Here is a 21,665-nt window from a genome sequence, read left to right as displayed (position 1 = left end):
CTGAACAGCGGCGCGTCGTCACGGTAGCGTTTGACGCGGGCCGCGTGCTCTGGCATCACGTGGGCCATGAACTGCTGGGCCTGCTCGTACACGTCGTCGGTGTCGATCAGGATGTCGCCGATGTCGGTGTTGAAGTAGTCGCGGATGGCGCGGATCACCAGGCTGGATTCCTGGTAAATCAGGAAAGCGCCCTTGCCCTGCTTGCCGGCGCCGTCAATGGCAGTCCACAGCTTGAGCAGGTAGTTCAGGTCCCATTGCAGTTCAGGCGCGCTGCGGCCGATACCGGCAGTGCGGGCGATGATGCTGGAACCGTTGGGGTATTCCAACTGGTCCATGGCTTCTTTGAGCTCGGCCCGGTCGTCGCCTTCGATGCGGCGCGATACGCCACCGCCACGGGGGTTGTTGGGCATCAGCACCACATAGCGGCCAGCCAGCGACACAAAGGTCGTCAGGGCAGCGCCTTTGTTGCCACGCTCTTCTTTTTCGACCTGGACCAGCAGTTCCTGGCCTTCGCGGATGGCATCTTGGATACGCGCCTGGCTGGCAGACACGCCCTGGGCGAAGTATTGCTTGGAGATTTCTTTGAACGGCAAAAAGCCGTGGCGGTCTTCGCCGTAGTCGACGAAGCAGGCTTCCAGCGAGGGCTCGACGCGGGTGACGACGGCCTTGTAGATATTGCCCTTGCGCTGTTCGCGCCCCTCGATTTCAATTTCATAGTCGAGCAGTTTTTGCCCGTCCACAATCGCCAGCCGGCGTTCTTCCGACTGGGTTGCGTTAATCAGCATCCGTTTCATGGTGCGCTTCCTTTGACTGGACCAGCATGGGTCCAGAAATGTTCTTCAATTCAATACGGCCCAAATCGGGCCTATTGATGCCTGAACCAACGCGCGGAAACAGCCGGAATGACCCCAGACTGCACTAGGTAAGCCGGAGCTCACAGGGTGACAGTGGGGGGAGGTGGAGGGAAGCGGGGAGTGTGTTGGCTTGAAAAGCTACTGATTTAATAGCTGCTCGCGCATGGTAGATCTGCGTTAGGGGCGATTCCATGCCAAAAACCGGGACCATGGCCGGAGCCATCATCCACCGCCAGCAGGTTTGAAGTATCGCCATCAACACAAGAGTTCTCGCTTCGATCCGTTGCACAACATGCACCTACAGCGCATGCGGACAAGTTAGGGGGTATTCCGTATCTGTATTTCCATCGCGTCAGCCCGCCCCATCAACTTTTGCCGCCAACGGAGCGTGAATAGCTCGGGTGGGCAGCAGATCGCCTTGGGTGGCATCGACTTCGCAGCGGCGTAGATGCAATGCTCTAAACTGTGGTGAATCAAGCACTTACGACACGACGCTGGTGAAAAATATTATAGGTGCTAACGCCCCACCCCCCATGCCAGAAGTCAAATTCATTACGGTGGACCCCGACGATGCCGGGCAACGGCTGGATAACTTCCTCATGCGCCACCTCAAAGGTGTCCCCAAAACCCACGTCTACCGCATCATCCGCAGCGGCGAAGTACGGGTGAACAAGGGCCGGGCCTCCGCCGACACCCGCGTCAACGGTGGTGACGTTGTGCGCTTGCCGCCCACCCGCATCTCCGAGCGTGTGGCAGAAAAAGCCGAAGCCATGGCCGCAGCACCCGCCCCGGCGCGCGAATTCCCCATCCTGCTGGAAGACGAGCACCTGCTGGCGATTGACAAACCGGCGGGTGTGGCGGTGCATGGCGGCAGTGGGGTCAGCTTTGGGGTCATCGAGCAACTGCGCATGGCCCGCCCCAAAGCCCCGTTTCTGGAACTGGTGCACCGACTGGACCGCGAAACCTCGGGCATTTTGCTGCTGGCCAAAAAACGCAGCGCACTGAAGCACGTCCAAGACCAGTTCCGCGACCGGGAAACCGGCAAGACCTACCTGGCCTTGGTGATCGGCCAGTGGCCCGCCAATAAAAAGGTGCTGGACAAGTCTTTACACAAATACCTGCTACCCAATGGCGAACGCCGGGTCAAGGTGGTGGCCAAGGACAACCCGGACGGCATGCGCTCCCTGACCCTGGTCAAAGTAGCACAACATTTTGAAGGTTTCAGCCTGCTGGAAGTGACCATCAAAACTGGCCGCACCCACCAGATTCGCGTGCACTTGGCTTCGGAGGGTTTCCCCATTGCGGGCGACGATAAGTACGGCGATTTCGAGGCCAATAAGGCCCTGGTGAAACAGGGGCTCAAACGCATGTTTCTGCATGCCTGGCGCTTGCAGTTGAGCCATCCCGCCAACGGTGACAGCATAGTGTTAAATGCCGCGTTGCCAGAGGAGCTTCTTCGGTTTTTACCAGCGAAACCGGTGTCAACGCAAAGCTGATGTTGGTTTACATCCACCCCTGAATAAGGGATGATCCGGTTACCTTTTGCTACCTGCTACATTTCGGGCTTATGGCCGCTGTTGAACCCTTCACCAAAGAAACCTCTTCTGTTGCGCTTCCCGGCTTGGGGAGGGTTCTGATATCTGCAGGCAAACTCGGTCAACGTGCGGCCGAAGACATCTACCGAAAATCACAGTCCAACCGCTCCAGCTTTATCGCCGAGCTAATGTCCTCCGGCGCGGTGTCGGCATCGGACTTGGCGCATACCATGTCCACCGCGTTTGCCGCGCCTTTGCTGGACATGGATGCAGTAGACCGCCACCGCCTGCCCAAAGAGCTGCTGGATACCAAAATTTGCCAGGCCTACCGCGTGGTGGTGCTGAGCAAGCGCAATAACCGCCTGATCGTCGCCACCGCTGACCCCTCAGACCAAGAAGCCGCCGAAAAAATCAAGTTCTCCACCCAGTTGGGTGTGGACTGGATCATTGCCGAGTACGACAAGCTCTCGCACATGGTGGATGCCAATGCCGTCACCACCAGTGAGGCGATGGACAACATCATCGGCGGTGACTTTGACTTTGATGACACGACCATCGGCGCACCCGCCGAGGCTGCCGAAATCAATATGGCCGAGGTGGAAGATGCCCCGGTCGTCAAGTTTTTGCACAAAATGCTGCTCGATGCCTACAGCATGCGCGCGTCGGATTTGCACTTTGAGCCCTACGAGCACAACTACCGTGTGCGCTTTCGTATTGACGGCGAACTGCGCGAAATCGCCTCGCCACCCGTAGCCATCAAGGACAAGCTGGCATCGCGTATCAAGGTGATCTCGCGCCTGGATATCTCGGAAAAACGCGTGCCGCAAGACGGCAAGATGAAGCTCAAGATCGGCCCCGACCGGGTGATCGACTTCCGGGTCAGCACCCTGCCCACGCTGTTTGGCGAAAAAATTGTGATCCGGATTCTGGACCCGAGCAGTGCTAAGCTGGGCATTGACGCCCTCGGCTACGAGCCGGAGGAAAAAGAGCGCGTAATGCAGGCGATTGGCCGCCCCTACGGCATGGTGCTGGTCACCGGCCCCACGGGTTCGGGTAAAACCGTGTCGCTGTACACCTTCTTGAACCTGCTGAACAAGCCCGGCGTGAACATCGCCACGGCCGAAGACCCGTCCGAAATCAATTTGCCGGGCGTGAACCAGGTCAACGTCAACGACAAAGCGGGCATGACCTTCGCGGTAGCCCTGAAGTCCTTTCTGCGCCAGGATCCCGATATCATCATGGTGGGCGAAATCCGCGACCTGGAAACCGCCGATATCTCCATCAAGGCGGCACAAACCGGCCACCTGGTGCTGTCTACGCTGCACACCAACGACGCGCCCACCACCCTGACCCGCATGCGCAATATGGGCATTGCCCCATTCAATATTGCCTCCAGCGTGATCCTGATCACCGCCCAGCGTCTGGCGCGGCGTTTGTGCCCTGCATGCAAGACACCGATCGATATTCCCCAAAAGACCTTGCTGGAATCGGGCTACAAACCCGAAGAACTGGATGGCTCCTGGAAGCCCTACGGTCCCGTGGGCTGCAATGCCTGCAACAACGGCTACAAAGGCCGGGTCGGCATTTACCAGGTGATGCCGATTTCCGAAGAAATTCAGCGCATTATTTTGCGCGACGGCAGTGCACTGGACATTGCCGAGCAGGCCAAGCTAGAAGGGGTGCGTACCCTGCGCCAAGCGGGTTTGCACAAAGTCAAACTCGGGTTGACCTCGCTGGAAGAAGTGCTCGCCGTGAGCAATGAATAGACGTACCAAGTCGTATTAAGGCATTCCATGGCAACAGCAGCGTCCAGAAACATCAAAGAATTTGTCTTCGAGTGGGAGGGCAAGGACCGCAATGGCAAGCAGGTGCGCGGCGAAACACGCGCTTCGGGTGAAAACCAGGTCACCGCGTCCTTGCGTCGCCAAGGGGTGTTTCCCACCAAGATCAAAAAACGTCGGATGCGCTCGGGCAAAAGCATCAAGCCCAAAGACATTGCCATCTTTACCCGCCAGCTCGCCACCATGATGAAGGCCGGTGTACCCCTGCTGCAGGCTTTTGACATCGTAGGCCGCGGCAACGCCAATGCCAGCGTTACCAAACTGCTCAACGACATCCGCCAGGATGTCGAAACTGGCAGTTCCTTGAGCGCGGCTTTCCGTAAATTCCCCCTGTACTTCAATAGCCTGTACTGCAACCTGGTGGAAGCCGGTGAGGCCGCCGGTATTTTGGAAGCCTTGCTGGACCGGTTGGCCATCTACATGGAAAAGACCGAGGGCATCAAATCCAAAATCAAATCGGCTCTGATGTACCCCATCTCGGTGGTGGTGGTGGCGTTTGTGGTGGTGGCGGTGATCATGATTTTTGTGATTCCGGCCTTCAAAGAGGTCTTCAGCAGCTTCGGTGCCGACCTGCCTGCGCCCACGCTCTTCATCATTGCGGTGAGTGAGATTTTTGTGAAGTACTGGTGGCTGATTTTTGGCGGCATTGGTGGTGGGCTTTACTTCTTCATGCAAGCCTGGCAGCGCAACATCAAGATGCAGCAGGTAATGGACCGGGTGATGCTCAAGTTGCCGGTGTTTGGCGCGCTGGTAGAAAAATCCTGTATTGCGCGCTGGACCCGAACCCTGTCCACCATGTTTGCCGCGGGCGTACCGCTGGTGGAGGCACTGGATTCGGTCGGCGGAGCCTCGGGTAATTCGGTGTTTCAACTCGCTACCGAGAAAATTCAGCAGGAAGTCTCTACCGGCACCAGCCTCACTACCGCCATGGGCAACGCCAAAATATTTCCGTCCATGGTGCTGCAGATGTGCTCCATCGGTGAAGAATCCGGCTCCATCGACCACATGCTGGGCAAGGCGGCCGACTTCTACGAAGCCGAGGTGGACGACATGGTGGCTGGGCTGTCCAGCCTGATGGAGCCCATCATCATCGTGTTCTTGGGCACCATCATCGGCGGCATTGTGGTGTCGATGTACCTGCCGATCTTCAAGCTGGGCCAAGTCGTCTGATGCCGGAAATGCAGTGGGTGGCGGCCCTCTTAGGCGGTCTTTTCGGGCTCATGCTGGGCAGTTTTCTGAATGTGGTGGTCTACCTCATGCCCAAAATCATGGAACGGCAGTGGGCGGCAGATTACGCCGAGATGCAGGGCAACGACCCAGCCCCCACCGAGCCGTTCAACCTGGTGGTGCCGCGCTCGTGCTGCCCCCACTGTGGCCACCAAATTCGCTGGTTTGAAAATATCCCGGTTGCCAGTTATATCGCCCTGCGCGGCAGGTGTTCGGCATGCCGTGCCCCCATCAGCCCCCGCTACCCGGCGGTTGAAATCGCCACTGCGGCCCTGTTCTTCTTTTGCATTTGGCACTGGGGGCCTACGGTCGCTGGCCTGGCTTGGTGCGGTTTTGCGGCCGCGCTGCTCAGCTTAGCCCTGATCGACTGGGACACCACCTTGCTGCCCGACGACATCACCCTGCCGCTGCTGTGGGCCGGGCTGATCGGTTCGTCACTGCATTGGACGGCGGCACCCATGTTTGCGTCGCTGTGGGGTGCGGTGGCGGGCTACCTGTCGCTGTGGACCATTTATTGGATCTTCAAACTGCTCACCGGCAAAGAAGGCATGGGCTATGGCGACTTCAAGCTGTTTGCGGCCTTGGGTGCCTGGTTTGGCTGGGAGGCCTTGGTACCGATGATTCTGATGGCCTCGGTGATCGGTGCGGTGGTCGGTATTGCGATGAAGTTCAGCACGGGCCTGCGCGAAGGCGGCTACATCCCGTTTGGCCCGTTTCTGGCCGGTGCGGGCCTGACCGCCATGGTCTTCGGGCCCAACGCTATCCTGCATTTTGTCGGTCTGTAAGGCTATGCCGCACTGCCTTCGGCTCGGACTCACCGGCGGCATTGGAAGTGGAAAAAGCACGGTAGCGCTGATGCTGCTTGCGCGGGGCGCTATCCTTATTGATGCAGATGCCATCTCGCGCCAAACCACGGCCCCACAGGGTGCCGCCGTCCCGGCGATCCGCTCCACCTTTGGAGCCGACTTCATCGCCGCCGATGGCGCCATGGACCGAGACCGCATGCGCGCCCTCATCTTCACCGACCCCAGCGCGAAAAAACGCCTGGAAGCCATCGTCCACCCCTTGGTTGGCCAAGCAATTGAAGCGCAATTCCAGCAGGCGCTAGCCCAAGGTGCGCGCTGCGTGGTGTTTGACATCCCCTTGCTGGTTGAATCCGGCCACTGGAAAGACCGGCTGGACCAGGTGCTGGTGGTGGACTGTTTGGTGGAAACCCAGGTGGCCCGGGTCATGGCCCGCAGCGGTATGGACGAGCCCGCCGTGCGCGCCATCATCCAGTCCCAGGCCAGCCGCGCCCAACGCCTGGCCGTTGCCGACCAAGTGATCTTCAACGATGGCCTGACGCTGGAGCAGTTGCGCCTGGAGGTGGGGAAAATCGCCCCGCTGTTCGGGCTATGATGCCGCCACTGGAAAAACCGCGTGATCCTCTACGAATACCCCTTTAACGAACGTATCCGCACCTATTTGCGGCTGGAGCACCTGTTTCGACGGCTCGGTGAACTGGTGCCCCGCGACCACCCGCTGGACCACCACTACGCGCTGACCACGATCTTTGAAGTGATGGACGTGGGAGCCCGCGCCGACCTCAAATCCGACGTGATGCGCGACCTGGAAAAGCAAAAGGTCATCCTCAATGGCTACCGGGGTAACCCGTCGATTGCCGAAGAAGTGCTGGACGATGTCATCGCCCAGCTCGACCGCTGCTACACGGCGCTGCACGAGCAACCCGGCAAAGCCGGCCATGCACTGACCGAAAACGACTGGTTGATGGGCTTGCGCAGCCGCGTCGGCATTCCCGGTGGCACCTGCGGCTTTGACCTGCCCGCCTACGCGGCCTGGCAATACAAACCCGCCGAAGTGCGCCGCCACGCGATCGAACAATGGGCCTCTACCCTGGCACCGCTGGCCGAATCCATCCACCATCTGCTGAAAATGCTGCGCGACTCGGGGGCGCCCCAAAAAGTCATCGCCCCCGGTGGCCAGTTCCAGCAAAACCTGCCGCAAGGCCGCACCTACCAGTTGCTGCGCCTGCGCATCGACCCGGACTTGGACCTGGTTCCCGAGATCAGCGGCAACCGCCTGATGGTGTCGGTGCGCATGATGCGCCACGAAGCCGACGACCGCCTGCACTCCTGCAGCGAGGACGCTTCTTTTGAACTCACTCTGTGCGCCTAATGACAGACACACCGCAAAAATGGGTCGCCTGCCCCACCTGCCAAGGCCAAAGTCTGTTTGCCCCGAGCAACGCCTTCCGCCCGTTTTGCAGTGAACGCTGCAAAAACATCGACTTTGGTGCCTGGGCCAGCGCCAGCTTCAGCCTGCCTGCAGACGCGCCGCCAGACGACCAGGTCTTCGGTGATGCCCGGCTGCAGTAAATATATATAAAAATAGGCTCTAGCGCAGGTAGCACCTGCGCTGGCAGCTACTTAATGTGTAGCACCTGAAAAATCTCGCTCTGCTGCCAGCCAGCCCAGCACGGGCACGGTTCCCGGTAAAACTGGACCGACTTGCAGCGGCAAAGACTGCCAGGCAGAGGCTTGGCCTTCACGCATCTCCAATTCTCCTGTCCAGACAAACACCTTGCAGAAATGCAGCCGTACCAGGGAATGTGGGTAATCCACCAGCTCAACCTTCCAGGGTTGGGCGGGTCCGATGGTGATGCCGAGTTCTTCCACCAATTCCCGGCGCAGGGCTTGCTCTACGGTTTCACCTTGCTCCAGCTTGCCGCCGGGAAATTCCCAATAACCCGCGTAAACCTTGCCTTCGGGGCGCGAAGTCACCAAAAAGTCGCCGTTGGGCTGCAACAGCACCCCCACAGCCACGTCCACGATGGCGCGGTCAGGCCCGCCTTCGCGGGGGCGGTCGGCATCGGCGACCAGCGGCTGGGTGCTCATGCCGACACGGCGTGTTGGCCCGCATAATCACGTGCAAACTGGTAGGCCACGCGGCCGCTGCGCGAACCCCGCTCCAGCGCCCAGACCAGCGAGGCACCACGGGCCGCCGCAATCGCTTCCGCCCCGACCCCAAACGACTGCAGCCACTGGGCCACGATGGCAAGGTACTCGTCCTGGGTGAAGGGGTAGAAGCTGACCCACAAACCAAAGCGCTCAGACAGGGAGATCTTCTCCTCCACCACCTCGCCGGGATGCACTTCGCCATCGTCGGTATGGGTGTAGGTGAGGTTTTCCTTCATGTACTCGGGCAGCAGGTGGCGTCGATTGCTGGTGGCGTAGACCAGCACATTGGGCGTGGAGGCGGCCACCGAGCCGTCCAGGATGGACTTCAGCGCCTTGTAGCCGGGCTCGCCGTCTTCAAAGCTCAGGTCGTCACAGAAGACGATGAACTTCTCTGGCCGGTCGGCGACCACGTCCACGATGTCGGGCAGGTCGATCAGGTCGGCCTTGTCTACCTCGATCAGGCGCAGACCTTGGGGGGCGTAGGTGTTCAGGCAGGCTTTGATCAACGACGACTTGCCGGTGCCACGCGCGCCCGTCAGCAAGACATTGTTGGCCGGTTTGCCTTCGACAAACTGCAAGGTGTTGCGTTGGATCTTGTCCTTTTGGATGTCGATCTCTTTCAGGTCGCTGAGTGCCATGCTGCCGATGTGGCGCACTGGCTCCAGCACCCCGTGGCCATTGCCTCGGCGGCGGTAGCGGTAGGCTATTGCCGCATTCCAGTCGGGGGCGACCACCGGCTGGGGCAGCGCCGCCTCGATGCGCTGCATCAGCTGCTCGGCGCGGTCGATCAGGCGTTCGAACTTTTCATTCATGAGCGGTAATCCGCGTTGATGGTGACGTATTCGTGGCTGAAATCGCAGGTCCAGACGGTATCTGCCGCAGTGCCACGGCCCAGGACGACACGCACGGTGATTTCGCTTTGTTTCATGACCCGCTGGCCATCTTCTTCCCGGTAGCTGGGGTTGCGCCCGCCATTGACCACCACGTGCACATCGTCCAGAAACAGGTCGATGCCAGTCTGGTCCAGATCGGTGATGCCGGCATAGCCCACGGCGGCCAGGATGCGGCCCAGGTTGGGGTCGCTGGCGAAGAAGGCGGTTTTGACCAGCGGCGAATGGGCGATGGCGTAGGCGGCCAGACGGCACTCTTCGGCGGTCTCGCCGCCTTCCACGCGCACAGTGATGAACTTGGTGGCACCCTCGCCGTCGCGCACGATGGCCTGGGCCAATTGCTGGGCAACTTGCAGCATCGCGGCCTTCAGGGCACGGCCATCGGCGCTGTCCATCGCGGTGATGGGTGCGTGGGCGGCCTTGTTCGTGGCGATGACCACGAAAGAGTCATTGGTGGAGGTGTCGCCGTCGATGGTGATGCGGTTGAACGAGGCATCGGCCAGGTCTTTGGCCAGTGGGCCCAGCAGCGCCTGGTCCACACAGGCATCCGTCGCCATAAAGCCCAGCATGGTGGCCATGTTCGGGCGAATCATGCCTGCACCTTTGCTGATACCGGTGACGGTGACGGTCTTGCCGCCAATCTGCACCTGGGTGCTGAAGGCTTTGGCGATGGTGTCGGTGGTCATGATGGCTTCGGCAGCGCGGCCCCAATGGTCGGCGCGGGCGTCGGCCAGGGCAGCAGGCAGCCCGGCGTTGATGCGCTCGTGCGGCAGGGTTTCCATGATCACACCGGTCGAAAACGGCAGGATTTGCTCGGGGGCCAGGTCCAGATGCTGGGCCAGCGCGATGCAGGTCGATTTGGCGCGCATCAGGCCGTCGTGCCCGGTGCCCGCATTGGCATTGCCGGTGTTGACCAAGATGGCGCGGATGCCCACACCCAGCGCCAGGTGCTCCCGGCAGATCTGCACCGGCGCGGCACAGAAACGGTTTTGGGTGAACACGCCCGCCACCGATGCGCCCTCTTCCAACAGTACCACGGTCAAGTCCTTGCGGTTGACCTTGCGGATGCCGGCCTCGGCAATGCCCAGCAGTACGCCGGGAACAGGGTGCAAGCCAGCAGGATCGGGAGCAGACAGGTTAACGGGCATAGTGGGCTTTCAAAAGGGCATGGAGATGTGAAAAACGGGCCGAAGCCCGTTGAAAAACCAAAGCTACGCCTAGGCTAGCTTGCCGTGGCACAGCTTGTATTTATTGCCACTGCCACAGGGACAGGGGTCATTGCGGCCCACGCGGGGCAAGTCGGCAGCGGTCTGCGGGCCGCGCGGTGCAGCATCGCTACGCACCTCGACTTCACCGGTTTCGGTGGGCGCGGTGTAGGTCACATTGGCAATGCTCTCGGCCCGGCTTTCCATGGCCTCGGCAGCTTCGCCTAGTTGCTCGTTGGACTGCACCTTAACCGTCATCAGCACCTTGGTTACGTCGTTTTTCACCGCGTCCAGCAACTGGCCAAACAACTCGAAGGCTTCGCGCTTGTATTCCTGCTTGGGCTGCTTTTGCGCATAGCCGCGCAGATGGATGCCCTGGCGCAGGTAGTCCAGCGCGCTCAGGTGTTCGCGCCAGTGGGTGTCGATACTTTGCAGCAGCACCATGCGCTCGAACTGGGTGAAATTGGCACCCCCCACCTGCTCCACCTTGGCGTGGAAGGCGGTATTGGCCGCCGTCAGCACGGTTTCCAGAATATCGTCGTCGGTAATGGCGCTGGCCGACTCTACTTGCGCACGCAAAGGCAGCGTCAGTTGCCATTCGTCCTGCATGGTTTTTTCCAAGCCGACGATGTCCCACTGCTCTTCCACCGTCTCGGGCGGCACAAACTGGTGCACCACATCGGCCACGCAGCCTTCACGCAGGGAGGCGATCTGGGCAGTCAAGTCTTCCGCGTCCAAAATCTCGTTGCGCTGTTGGTAAATCACTTTGCGTTGGTCGTTGGACACGTCGTCGTATTCCAGCAATTGCTTGCGCACGTCGAAGTTGCGGGCTTCCACCTTGCGCTGGGCGCTTTCAATGCTGCGGGTGACGATACCGGCTTCAATGGCTTCACCGTCGGGCATCTTCAGGCGGTCCATGATGGACTTGACGCGGTCACCGGCAAAGATGCGCATCAGCGGATCGTCCAGGCTCAGGTAGAAGCGCGAAGAACCGGGGTCGCCCTGGCGACCCGAGCGGCCCCGCAGTTGGTTGTCGATACGGCGAGATTCGTGGCGCTCGGTAGCAATGATGCGCAGGCCGCCGAGCGACTTCACCGTCTCATGGTCGATGGTCCATTGCGCACGCACCCGCTCGACCTCTAACACCTTGGCAGCGTCGTCGAGCGAGGCATTGGCCTCAACAGCCTTGATCGCCATTTCCAGATTGCCGCCCAACACAATATCGGTACCTCGACCGGCCATGTTGGTGGCGATGGTGATCATCTTGGGACGACCGGCCTGGGCCACGATGTCGGCTTCGCGGGCATGCTGCTTGGCGTTGAGCACCTGGTGTGGCAACTTCGCGTCGTTGAGCAGGCGGTCGATGATTTCCGAGTTTTCGATCGATGTGGTGCCTACCAGCACGGGCTGGCCGCGCTCATAGCATTCGCGGATGTCTTTGATGGCGGCTTCGTACTTCTCGCGCGTGGTTTTGTAAACCCGGTCGAGCTGGTCTTCGCGTTTGCTGACGCGGTTCGGCGGAATCACCACGGTTTCCAGACCGTAGATTTCCTGGAATTCGTAGGCTTCGGTATCTGCCGTGCCGGTCATGCCGGACAAACGGCCGTACAGCCGGAAATAGTTCTGGAAGGTGATAGAGGCCAGCGTCTGGTTCTCGGCCTGGATTTCCACACCTTCCTTGGCTTCCACCGACTGGTGCAAGCCTTCGCTCCAGCGGCGACCCGACATCAAGCGGCCGGTGAACTCGTCCACGATGACGATTTCACCGTCTTGCACCACATAGTGCTGGTCGCGGTGGTACAGATGGTTGGCCCGCAGCGCTGCGTACAGGTGGTGCATCAGGGTGATGTTGGTCGGGTCGTACAGCGATGCGCCCTCGGGCAACAGGCCGTGCTCGACCAGAATGCGTTCGGCATTTTCATGGCCGTCTTCGGTCAGGAACACCTGGTGCGATTTTTCGTCCAGCGTGAAGTCGCCGGGCTTGGTGACACCCTCGCCGGTGCGCGGATCGGCCTCGCCTTCCTGGCGGGTCAGGAATGGAATGATCTTGTTGATGGCAATATAGGTGGCGGTGTGGTCTTCGGCCTGGCCGCTGATGATCAGCGGGGTGCGCGCCTCGTCGATCAGGATGGAGTCCACCTCGTCCACGATGGCGTAGTTCAGGCCGCGCTGCACGCGGTCGCGTACCTCGTAAACCATGTTGTCGCGCAGGTAGTCGAAGCCGTATTCGTTGTTGGTGCCGTAGGTGATGTCGGCGGCGTAGGCAGCCTGCTTCTCTTCGCGCGGCATATTGGGCAGGTTGACACCGACGGTCAGGCCCAGGAAGTTGTACAGGCGCTCCATCCAGCGGGCATCGCGGTTCGCCAGATAGTCATTCACCGTGACCACGTGCACGCCCTTGCCGGACAGCGCATTCAGGTACACCGGCAGCGTAGCGGTCAGGGTCTTGCCCTCACCCGTGCGCATTTCCGAAATCTTGCCGTTGTGTAAGGACATGCCGCCCAGCATTTGCACATCGAAATGGCGCATCTTCATCACGCGCTTGGAGCCTTCGCGCACCAGGGCAAAGGCCTCTGGCAGGATGGCATCCAGCGTTTCACCCCCGGCCACCCGCTGCTTGAAAGACAGTGTTTTTTCACGCAACGCATCGTCGGACAGCTGTTCAAACTGCGGCTCCAACGCATTGATACCTTCGAGCGTCTTGCGGTACTGTTTCAACAAACGTTGGTTACGGCTGCCGAAAATTTTGGTCAGAAAGTTGGTGGTCATGGATGCGAGACCGCCACCGCCACAGAAGCCGGGGGGTGGCGATCGAAATTCCTAAATAATCTTGGAGTCAGATGAGGCTTTGACAGCAAAAGTCAAGCCACTAGGGCCAGTTTGCAATCCACAGCCTTGGGATTTTACTATCTGCCAGCGCGGACCCTAAACCGGTGCCACGGTGATAATCAAGCCCACCATGCGCCAAAGCAACCGCTCCTTCACGCTGCTGCAAGCCGCAGCCGACTCGCCCACTTTAGCCCGCTTGTCGGCTTTGGCACAAGACTCCACCGACCGGCTCAAAGCCATCAAGGCGCTGATCCCCGAAACCCTGTGGTCGGCCATTCAGCCCGGGCCGATTGACGGTGCCAGCTGGTGCCTGCTGGTCAATAGCAACGCCGCGTCGGCCAAACTGCGCCAGCTGACCCCGGCGCTGTTGGCACACTTGCGCACCAAGGGATGGGAGGTGACGGCGCTGCGCATTAAGGTACAAATGCGGGCCGCCACGCTGCACAGCAAATAAAAAAGGTTCTGGCCATTTCTGGACAGAACCTTTTGGGTGTGGTGCCGATTGTCGGAGTCGAACTGACGACCTTCCGCTTACAAGGCGGGTGCTCTACCAACTGAGCTAAATCGGCGTATTTCTTATTTTACAGAATCAGGCGGGCCATTTTGGCGACCCACCGCTTTTTACTTGATGCGCTTGAGCGCCGGACGGGACCCGCCTGCGGGTCGAGGCGGCTCCGGTGGCTCGTCACCACTGGGCTCTACGGGCGACAACGGAACGACTTTCGATGCGGTGTCTGCAGGGCGCTCAGCGTCTGGCACGCCCGCAAGGGCAAAGGGCTTTGCGGGTTCGTCCGTAGATGCGCTGGCAACCGGCGACGGGAAAGCCATGCCCTGCCCGTTTTCACGGGCATAGATGGCAATTACCCGGCCAATCGGCACCAGAATCTCGCGGGGTGTGCCAGCAAACCGTGCTTTGAATTCGATGAAATCGTTCCCCAGTTTGAGCGAGCTGGTCGCGTCAAAGCTGATGTTGAGAACGATCTCACCGTCTTTCACATATTCGCGCGGCACCTGCACCGAGTCGTCTACCAGCACCGCTACATACGGTGTTAAACCGTTGTCGGTACACCACTCGTAGAGTGCGCGAATCAGGTAGGGACGGGTGGAAGTCGAATCCAAGGCTTGCATGATGGACAACAGCAGCTCCGAGTTACTTGCGCATCACTTTTTCAGACGGCGTCAGCGCTTCGATATAGGCCGGGCGCGAGAAGATACGCTCGGCGTACTTCAGCAGCGGTGCAGCGTTCTTGCTCAGGTCAATGCCGTAGAAGTCCAGACGCCAAAGCAGCGGCGCAATCGCCACGTCAAGCATCGAGAAGTTTTCGCCCAGCATGTACTTGTTCTTCAAGAACACCGGAGCCAACTGGGTCAGCCGGTCACGGATATGGGCACGGGCTTTCTCCAGGGCCTTTTCGTTACCCTTGGAAGCACGGGACTCCAACAGGCCCACGTGCACAAACAGTTCCTTCTCGAAATTGAGCAGAAACAGGCGCACACGGGCACGGTCCACTGGGTCGCCGGGCATCAGCTGGGGATGCGGAAAGCGCTCGTCGATGTACTCGTTGATGATGTTCGACTCGTACAGAATCAGATCGCGCTCCACCAGGATAGGTACCTGGCCGTACGGGTTCATCACGTTGATGTCTTCGGGCTTGTTATAGAGGTCCACGTCGCGGATCTCGAAGTCCATGCCTTTTTCAAACAAGACAAAACGGCAGCGGTGGGAAAAAGGGCAGGTCGTGCCTGAGTACAACACCATCATGACGGGGGCTCCTAAAAATCAAAAAGAGTGGGATGCTTGGTGCCAAGCCCACTCTGTACATCCCGAACAGCAAGTCCGGGCCTGGTTGGGTAGATGGGGACTACTTCACGTCTTTCCAGAACGCGGCATTCAATCGCCATGTAATGAAAGTAAACGCCAGTAGAAACAACAGTACCCAGACACCGACGCGCACGCGAGTATTTTGGGCCGGCTCGGCCATCCATTGCAAGTAGCTGACCAGATCACCCACGGCCTGCTCGTATTGCAGCGGGGTCATGGTACCGGGGGACACTTGCTCCCAGCCCTTGAACACCTGCACCTCGTGGCCGTGCTGCTCGACTTCTTCATACACCGGCTTGCGGTTGCCTTGCAGCTCCCACAGCACATGCGGCATGCCCACATTGGGGAAGGCCAGATTGTTCCAACCGGTGGGCTTGCTTGGGTCGGGGTAGTAGCTGCGCAGGTAGGTGTAGAGGTAATCGGCACCGGTACCGCCATGACCAGAACGCGAACGGGTGATCAGGGTCAGGTCGGGCGGATTGGCTCCAAACCATTCCTTGGCCTGCTTAGGATCGATCGAGGCTTTCATGGTGTCGCCCACCTTGTCGGTGGCAAACAGCAGGTTGTCCTTGATCTGCTGCTCGGTCAGACCGATGTCGCGCAGGCGGTTGTAGCGCATGAAGGCCGCCGAATGGCAGCTCAGGCAGTAGTTGACGAACAGCTTGGCACCGTTTTGCAGTGCGGCCAGGTCGTTGGTTTTGTTGGGCGCTTTGTCCCAGGCCAGTTCGTTGCCTTCGGAGGCATGCACCGCCGAAGTGGCCGCGAAAGACAAGGTCAGGGCTGCAAGTACGCCGAGAATCAGTTTTTTCATAGTCAGAGTCTCCGGCTTAGTGCGCAGTGAAGGTAATGCGACTGGGCACCGGCTTGGGTGTACCCAAACGACTCCACCACGGCATCAGCAAGAAGAACCCGAAATAGAACAAGGTACCCACCTGAGAAACACGCCCACCGATATCAGAAGGCGGTTGCACACCCAGGTAACCCAGCACCAGAAAGTTGACGACAAACACGGCATACACGTATTTGTGCCAGCTTGGACGGTAACGAATGGACTTCACCGGGCTGTTGTCCAGCCATGGCAAGAAGAACAGGATCACCACCGCGCCGCCCATGGCGACCACGCCCCAGAACTTGGCATCGATGTTCAGCATCATGGCCACCACACCGGCGGCCACCAGCACGATGGCCGCTTTGACAAACACTGGCAGCTTGAACTTGAACACACCCAGCGCCGCGCCACCAACCACACAGGCGATCAGGGCGTACATCATTTCACTGGTGATAGCGCGCAGCATCGAATAGAACGGCGTGAAGTACCAGACCGGTGCGATGTGCAACGGCGTCTTCAGCGAATCGGCCGGGATGAAGTTGTTGTACTCCAGGAAGTAGCCGCCAAATTCGGGTGCGAAGAAGATGATGGCGGTAAACACCATCAAGAACACGCTGACCGCGAAAATATCGTGCACCGAGTAGTACGGGTGGAAGGGAATGCCGTCCAGCGGATGGCCTTCGGCATCCTTGGGGGCGTTGGGGCCCTTGATTTCCACGCCGTCAGGGTTGTTGGAGCCCACTTCGTGCAGCGCAATGATGTGCGCCGCCACCAGACCCAGCAGCACCAGCGGCACCGCAATCACGTGGAAGCTGAAGAAGCGGTTCAACGTGGCATCGCCAACCACGTAGTCACCCCGGATCAGCAAAGCCAGATCAGGACCTACAAATGGAATGGCCGAGAACAAGTTGACGATCACCTGGGCACCCCAATAGCTCATCTGGCCCCATGGCAGCAGGTAGCCCATGAAAGCTTCGGCCATCAGGCACAAGAAAATCGCGCAGCCAAACACCCAGACCAGCTCGCGGGGCTTGCGGTACGAGCCGTACAGCAGTCCGCGGAACATGTGCAGATACACCACCACAAAGAAGGCCGAGGCTCCGGTGGAATGCATGTAGCGGATCAGCCAACCCCAGGGCACGTCGCGCATGATGTACTCGACCGAGGCAAACGCCAGGGTCGAATCGGGCTTGTAGTGCATCACCAGGAAGATGCCGGTGACGATCTGCAGCACCAGCACCAGCAGCGACAACGAGCCAAACACGTACCAGAAGTTGAAGTTCTTGGGTGCGTAGTACTCCGACATGTGCTCTTTGTAGAGCTTGCTGGCCGGGAAGCGGTTGTCCACCCAGTTCAGCAGCTTTTCAGGGGCGCTGGCGTTGGGGGAGATTTCTTTGAAAGTTGCCATATGTCCCTCAAGCCTTCTTGTCTTCGCCGATCAGCAGCCGGGTATCGGAGAGATACATGTGCGGCGGCACCGGGAGGTTGTCGGGAGCGGGTTTATTCTTGAACACGCGGCCCGCCATGTCGAATGTCGAACCGTGGCAGGGGCACAGGAAGCCGCCCTCCCAGTCATTGGGCAGCGAAGCCTGTGGACCCGGAGTGAACTTATCCGACGGAGAGCAACCCAAGTGCGTGCAGATGCCCACCACCACCAAGAATTCAGGCTTGATGGAGCGGCCTTCGTTGCGGGCGTACTCCGGCGTGAACTCGGACGGATTGCGCAGCGATTTGGGGTCGGCCAGTTGGCTGTCCAGCTTGGGCAACTCCGCCACCTGCTCGGGCGTGCGGCGCAAGATCCAAACGGGTTTGCCACGCCACTCCACGGTCATCTTCTCGCCTGGCTTGAGGGCTGAAATATCGGCTTCAACGGCAGCTCCGGCGGCTTTGGCGCGCTCTGAGGGCTGGAATGTACTCACGAAAGGGATGGCGGTAGCTACGCCACCCACTGCACCGGCGCAACCGGATGCGATCAACCACGTCCGCTTGCTGGTGTCGACTGGGGTGTCACTCATGGGGGTCCTCAAAATCATCACTCGTTTGGGGTCAACCGCGGATTGTAGCGGAGCGGTCTTGGGCGACTTCACGTGCCTGCAACACTTTATCCCGTGTGTCGAGGGCATTTTGTGGACAATACAGCCGTCAATTAATCTACAAGGGGACTTTTATGGGCATGATGGCCGAATTCAAGGAATTTGCAGTCAAGGGCAACGTGATCGATCTCGCCGTCGGTGTGATCATCGGCGGGGCCTTCGGCAAAATTGTGGACTCGGTGGTGGCTGATCTGATCATGCCGGTGGTCGGCATGGTGTTTGGCAAGATCGACTTTTCCAGCCTGTTCATTGTGCTGGGCAAGGTGCCCGAAGGCACGGGCATGGCGCTGGCCGACCTGAAAAAGGCCGGTGTGCCGGTGTTTGCCTACGGCAACTTCCTCACCGTGGCGGTGAACTTTGCGATTCTGGCCTTCATCATCTTCATGATGGTCAAGCAGATCAACCGCCTGAAGAAAAACGAGCCCGTTGCGCCTGTAGCCGCACCCGTCACACCCGAAGACGTGTTGCTGCTGCGCCAAATCCGCGACAGCCTGCAAAAGTAAGCACTACTTTATTTGTAGCTAATTGCGCCCTCTGCCATTGCGGTAGAGGGCTTTTTTATGCCTAAGATTTAGCACACCCCCAGGCTTCAGTGCTACGCATCTTTCTCCAACCCCCTTGCAGGGGGCAACACCAGCAGCCTGGCAAAGCCAGTTCTGCGGTGTTCTTGGAAAGAGACACTTCATCCCCTTGTTAGCCGCCGCGCCATGCGCAACGCCGCAATTAGGCTGGACGCATCCGCCACACCCGTACCCGCAATGTCAAACGCCGTGCCGTGGTCAGGGCTGGTGCGCACCAGGGGCAGGCCCAGGGTGACGTTCACGCCCTGCTCCACGCCCAGGTATTTCACCGGAATCAAACCTTGGTCGTGGTACATGGCCACCACCACATCGAACTCGCCGGGATGGCCGTTTTTGGCACGGGCGCGCATGAACACCGTGTCGGGCGCGTAGGGGCCGTGCACGTCCAGCCCCTCGGCGAGCGCGGCCTGGATAGCGGGAATGATGGTGTCGATCTCTTCGCGGCCAAACAAACCGCCCTCGCCCGCGTGCGGGTTCAGCCCGGCCACGCCAATGCGTGGTGCCCGCCCCAGGGCCGCGCCGACCGACCGGTGGGTGATGCGCAGGGTTTGCAGCACATTCTCGAAAGTCACCGCGTCTATCGCGTCGCGCAGCGACATGTGGATGCTGACCAGCACGGTGCGCAGCTCGTCGTTGGCCAGCATCATGCGTACCGGCACGTCTTGCACCGGCTTACCCAGGTAGGCCGCAGCCTCGAACTGCAGCAGCTCGGTATGGCCAGGGTACGGCAGGCCCGCCGCCGCCAGCGCCTCTTTGTGCAGGGGCGCGGTGACCAGTGCGGCCAACTCGCCGCGCAGCGCGGCGCGGCTGGCCCAGAGCACGCAATCGGCGGCAACTTTACCCGCCAAAGCACTCACTTGTGCAAATGGGACCGGCGCAAGAAGCTCCGTTATTTGTAGCACGGGAATGCAATGCGGCGGCACACTGGCCGCCTCGTCAGGCGTGGCGATCAGCGCCACCGGCAGTGCGGGCTGGCCGGGCCCACTGACCAGGGCGCTGGCCCGGCGCACCGTGCCTACATCGCCCGCGACGAAGCAGCCCTGCGTGGCATCCGGCGCGTCGCGGAAGGCTTTGGCGATGGTTTCGGGACCGATCCCGGCGGGATCACCCAAGGTAATGGCAATGGGGAGTGGCATCAGGCGGGGTTGTCTATGTCAATGAAGGTGTGCTCCAACCCGAACTGGGCGGCGACGTGGCCCGCCACCGCCAGGGCACCGTAGCGCTCGCTGGCGTGGTGGCCGCAGGCAATGAAGGCCACGCCACATTCACGGGCATAGTGGGCTTGGGGCTCGGAGATTTCGCCGGTGATGAACACGTCGGCCCCGGCAGCGATGGCGGCCTCAAAGTAGCCTTGCGCGCCGCCGGTGCACCACGCTATTTTTTTAATAGCTGTCTGCGTAGGTCCTACCTGCGTCACAGGTCGATTTAGCTTAAATTCCAAATGCGTGGCCAAAGCAGCCAGATGGTCGAATTGGCCGCCATCGGCACGCTGCCCCAGGAAGCCCAGGTTGTTGTCGCCAAAGCAGCCCACACCCTCCAACCCCAATTGCACGCCCAGCTGCGCGTTGTTGCCCAGCGTGGGGTGCGCGTCCAGCGGCAGGTGGTAGGCGTAGAGGTTGATGTCGTGGTGCAGCAGCAGGGCCATGCGCTGCTTCATCCAGCCCGTGACCGTGCCGTTCTGGCCGCGCCAGAACAGGCCGTGGTGGACAAAAATCGCGTCGGCCTGCGCGGCCACGGCGGCTTCGATCAGGGCCAGGCTGGCGGTGACACCCGACACAATGCGCCGAATATCGGCTTTGCCCTCGACCTGCAGGCCATTCGGCCCGTAGTCTTTGAAGCGGGCGGGTTGCAGCAGGTCGTCAAAGGCCTGCAGCAGTTCCGAGCGGGAGGTGGTCATCCCGAATTCTCTCAAGCTTTGGCTTCCACGTAGCCGCGCGAGGACATAGGCACCAGCGCCAGCAGCATGCCCAGCACGGCCAGGCCACCCACGTAGTAGGCGGGGGCCAGCGGGTCTTTTTGCAGCCACAGGGTCAGCACGATGGGGGTCATGCCGCCAAAAACCGCGTAGGCCATGTTGTAGGCAAAGGACAGGCCCGAAAAGCGCACCGCCGCCGGAAAAGCCCGCACACCGACGATAGGCACTACGGCGACGGAGCCGACGAAGAAGCCCACCAGCCCGTAGCTGCACACCAGCGCCGTGGGCGTGCCTGGCAGCCCGGTATAAAACCAAACGGTGGTGACGAGCAGCCCGCCAAAGCCCAGCAACATCACCAGCCGGGTGCCGAAGCGGTCGGTCGCCCAGCCCATCACGATGCAGCCGATGGTCAGCATCAGCGTGGCCACGGCATTCGCCTCCAGCGCCAGGGCGGGCGCAACACCGTGCACTTTTTGCAGGTAGTTGGGGGTGATCAGCACCACCACCACAATGGCGGCCGACAGCACCCAGGTCAGCAGAGCGACCAGGACACAGGCCGCACGGTGTTCGCGCAGAATGGTTTTCAGCGGCAATTCACGGGCCACGGTGCGGCGCTTGGCCAGTTCCTGGAACACCGGGGTCTCGTGCAAAAACCGGCGCAAATACACCGACACCAGGCCAAACACCCCGCCCAGAATGAAGGGGATACGCCAAGCGAAATCGGCCACGTCGGCCTGGCTGTAGTGGGTGTTGATGCCCACCGCCACCAGCGAACCCAGCAAGATCCCGCCGGTGATGCCCGCCGTGAGCGTGCCCACGCCCAGGCCATAGCGGCTGGCGGGCACGTGTTCGGCCACAAACACCCAGGCACCGGGCATTTCACCGCCAATTGCCGCGCCTTGCAGCACGCGCATGGCCAACAACAACAGGGGCGCAGCCACGCCGATGCTGGCGTAATTGGGCAGCAGGCCGACGAGGAACGTGGACAAACCCATGATGAGGATAGTGATCAGAAAGGTGTATTTGCGCCCAACCAGATCGCCCAGTCGGCCGAACACCAGCGCACCGAAAGGCCGTATTGCAAAGC

Annotated in this window: 22 protein-coding genes and 1 tRNA gene; 9 read left to right on the top strand and 14 right to left on the bottom strand. The window is 60.3% G+C overall.

Annotation, left to right across the window (positions count from 1 at the left end; all coding sequences use genetic code 11):
• Positions 1–794, bottom strand: a 794-nt coding sequence (locus tag ABI213_RS11920) for a ribonuclease E/G (RefSeq protein ID WP_348027245.1), incomplete at its 3' end; no start/stop codon positions are given.
• A 593-nt stretch (positions 795–1,387) separates the two neighbouring features.
• Here ABI213_RS11920 and ABI213_RS11915 point away from each other — a divergent pair.
• The 7 genes from ABI213_RS11915 (at position 1,388) to ABI213_RS11885 (ending at position 7,832) form a co-directional block, all read left to right on the top strand.
• Positions 1,388–2,350, top strand: a complete 963-nt coding sequence (locus ABI213_RS11915; RefSeq protein WP_348006409.1) for an RluA family pseudouridine synthase — start codon at positions 1,388–1,390, stop codon at positions 2,348–2,350.
• Positions 2,351–2,421: 71 nt separating this feature from the next.
• Positions 2,422–4,155, top strand: coding sequence for a type IV-A pilus assembly ATPase PilB (gene pilB, locus ABI213_RS11910; protein ID WP_348006408.1), 1,734 nt, complete (start codon positions 2,422–2,424; stop codon positions 4,153–4,155).
• Between the two features lie 27 nt (positions 4,156–4,182).
• Entirely contained in the window at positions 4,183–5,400 is a 1,218-nt protein-coding gene (locus ABI213_RS11905) for a type II secretion system F family protein (protein ID WP_348006407.1), read from the top strand.
• Between the two features lie 50 nt (positions 5,401–5,450).
• Positions 5,451–6,242: an A24 family peptidase gene (locus tag ABI213_RS11900; protein ID WP_348027243.1), complete on the top strand. Its 792-nt coding sequence runs from the start codon at positions 5,451–5,453 to the stop codon at positions 6,240–6,242.
• 4 nt (positions 6,243–6,246) lie between these two features.
• Positions 6,247–6,855: a dephospho-CoA kinase gene (gene coaE, locus ABI213_RS11895; protein ID WP_348006405.1), complete on the top strand. Its 609-nt coding sequence runs from the start codon at positions 6,247–6,249 to the stop codon at positions 6,853–6,855.
• A 21-nt stretch (positions 6,856–6,876) separates the two neighbouring features.
• A complete protein-coding gene (gene zapD / locus ABI213_RS11890) occupies positions 6,877–7,632 on the top strand; it encodes a cell division protein ZapD (protein ID WP_348006404.1) in 756 nt (251 codons plus the stop codon).
• Entirely contained in the window at positions 7,632–7,832 is a 201-nt protein-coding gene (locus ABI213_RS11885; RefSeq protein ID WP_348006403.1) for a DNA gyrase inhibitor YacG, read from the top strand. Before zapD ends, ABI213_RS11885 begins: the two co-directional genes overlap by 1 nt.
• Positions 7,833–7,883: 51 nt before the next feature.
• On the opposite strand, the gene ABI213_RS11880 is transcribed toward ABI213_RS11885, so the two are convergent.
• The 4 genes from ABI213_RS11880 to secA form a co-directional block, all read right to left on the bottom strand.
• Entirely contained in the window at positions 7,884–8,351 is a 468-nt protein-coding gene (locus ABI213_RS11880) for an NUDIX domain-containing protein (RefSeq protein ID WP_348006402.1), read from the bottom strand.
• The gene (locus ABI213_RS11875; protein ID WP_348006401.1) at positions 8,348–9,226 is read right to left on the bottom strand and encodes an ATP-binding protein; all 879 of its coding nucleotides are present in this window, start codon (positions 9,224–9,226) and stop codon (positions 8,348–8,350) included. Before ABI213_RS11875 ends, ABI213_RS11880 begins: the two co-directional genes overlap by 4 nt.
• Positions 9,223–10,452 carry a bifunctional glutamate N-acetyltransferase/amino-acid acetyltransferase ArgJ gene (argJ, locus tag ABI213_RS11870; protein WP_348006400.1) on the bottom strand — a complete coding sequence of 410 codons (1,230 nt, stop codon included), beginning with the start codon at positions 10,450–10,452 and terminating at the stop codon, positions 9,223–9,225. Before argJ ends, ABI213_RS11875 begins: the two co-directional genes overlap by 4 nt.
• A 69-nt stretch (positions 10,453–10,521) precedes the next feature.
• The gene (gene secA / locus ABI213_RS11865; protein ID WP_348027241.1) at positions 10,522–13,278 is read right to left on the bottom strand and encodes a preprotein translocase subunit SecA; all 2,757 of its coding nucleotides are present in this window, start codon (positions 13,276–13,278) and stop codon (positions 10,522–10,524) included.
• Positions 13,279–13,468: 190 nt separating this feature from the next.
• Here secA and ABI213_RS11860 point away from each other — a divergent pair, with 190 nt between their 5' ends.
• Positions 13,469–13,792: a hypothetical protein gene (locus ABI213_RS11860; RefSeq protein ID WP_348007532.1), complete on the top strand. Its 324-nt coding sequence runs from the start codon at positions 13,469–13,471 to the stop codon at positions 13,790–13,792.
• A 39-nt stretch (positions 13,793–13,831) separates the two neighbouring features.
• Here ABI213_RS11860 and ABI213_RS11855 read toward each other — a convergent pair.
• The 6 genes from ABI213_RS11855 to petA all read right to left on the bottom strand — a co-directional run bounded on the left by ABI213_RS11855 (position 13,832) and on the right by petA (position 18,004).
• A tRNA-Thr gene (locus tag ABI213_RS11855) sits at positions 13,832–13,907 on the bottom strand.
• A gap of 52 nt (positions 13,908–13,959) precedes the next feature.
• Complete coding sequence (locus ABI213_RS11850; protein ID WP_348007531.1) at positions 13,960–14,466, bottom strand: ClpXP protease specificity-enhancing factor; 507 nt, start codon at positions 14,464–14,466, stop codon at positions 13,960–13,962.
• A gap of 22 nt (positions 14,467–14,488) precedes the next feature.
• A complete protein-coding gene (locus tag ABI213_RS11845) occupies positions 14,489–15,100 on the bottom strand; it encodes a glutathione S-transferase N-terminal domain-containing protein (protein ID WP_092758180.1) in 612 nt (203 codons plus the stop codon).
• A gap of 100 nt (positions 15,101–15,200) precedes the next feature.
• Positions 15,201–15,971, bottom strand: a complete 771-nt coding sequence (locus ABI213_RS11840) for a cytochrome c1 (RefSeq protein WP_348007530.1) — start codon at positions 15,969–15,971, stop codon at positions 15,201–15,203.
• Positions 15,972–15,987: 16 nt separating this feature from the next.
• Positions 15,988–17,397, bottom strand: coding sequence for a cytochrome bc complex cytochrome b subunit (locus tag ABI213_RS11835; protein ID WP_348007529.1), 1,410 nt, complete (start codon positions 17,395–17,397; stop codon positions 15,988–15,990).
• A 7-nt stretch (positions 17,398–17,404) separates the two neighbouring features.
• Positions 17,405–18,004, bottom strand: coding sequence for a ubiquinol-cytochrome c reductase iron-sulfur subunit (gene petA / locus ABI213_RS11830; RefSeq protein WP_348007528.1), 600 nt, complete (start codon positions 18,002–18,004; stop codon positions 17,405–17,407).
• A gap of 152 nt (positions 18,005–18,156) precedes the next feature.
• On the opposite strand from petA, the gene mscL reads away from it, so the two are divergent.
• Complete coding sequence (gene mscL, locus ABI213_RS11825; protein ID WP_348007527.1) at positions 18,157–18,585, top strand: large conductance mechanosensitive channel protein MscL; 429 nt, start codon at positions 18,157–18,159, stop codon at positions 18,583–18,585.
• 179 nt (positions 18,586–18,764) lie between these two features.
• Here mscL and pdxA read toward each other — a convergent pair whose 3' ends face one another.
• The 3 genes from pdxA to ABI213_RS11810 form a co-directional block, all read right to left on the bottom strand.
• Positions 18,765–19,799: a 4-hydroxythreonine-4-phosphate dehydrogenase PdxA gene (gene pdxA / locus ABI213_RS11820; RefSeq protein ID WP_348007526.1), complete on the bottom strand. Its 1,035-nt coding sequence runs from the start codon at positions 19,797–19,799 to the stop codon at positions 18,765–18,767.
• Positions 19,799–20,560 (bottom strand): Nif3-like dinuclear metal center hexameric protein, encoded by a 762-nt coding sequence (locus tag ABI213_RS11815; protein WP_348007525.1) that lies wholly within the window; start codon positions 20,558–20,560, stop codon positions 19,799–19,801. The genes pdxA and ABI213_RS11815 overlap by 1 nt, the downstream gene beginning before the upstream one ends.
• 11 nt (positions 20,561–20,571) lie before the next feature.
• Positions 20,572–21,665, bottom strand: a 1,094-nt coding sequence (locus ABI213_RS11810) for an MFS transporter (protein WP_348027239.1), incomplete at its 5' end; no start/stop codon positions are given.

The sequence above is a fragment of the Rhodoferax sp. genome (assembly GCF_039922535.1).
GTDB lineage: Bacteria > Pseudomonadota > Gammaproteobacteria > Burkholderiales > Burkholderiaceae_C > Rhodoferax_B.
The sequence above is the reverse complement of the archived record's forward strand: the minus strand, read 5'-3'. Positions and strand labels throughout refer to the sequence as shown.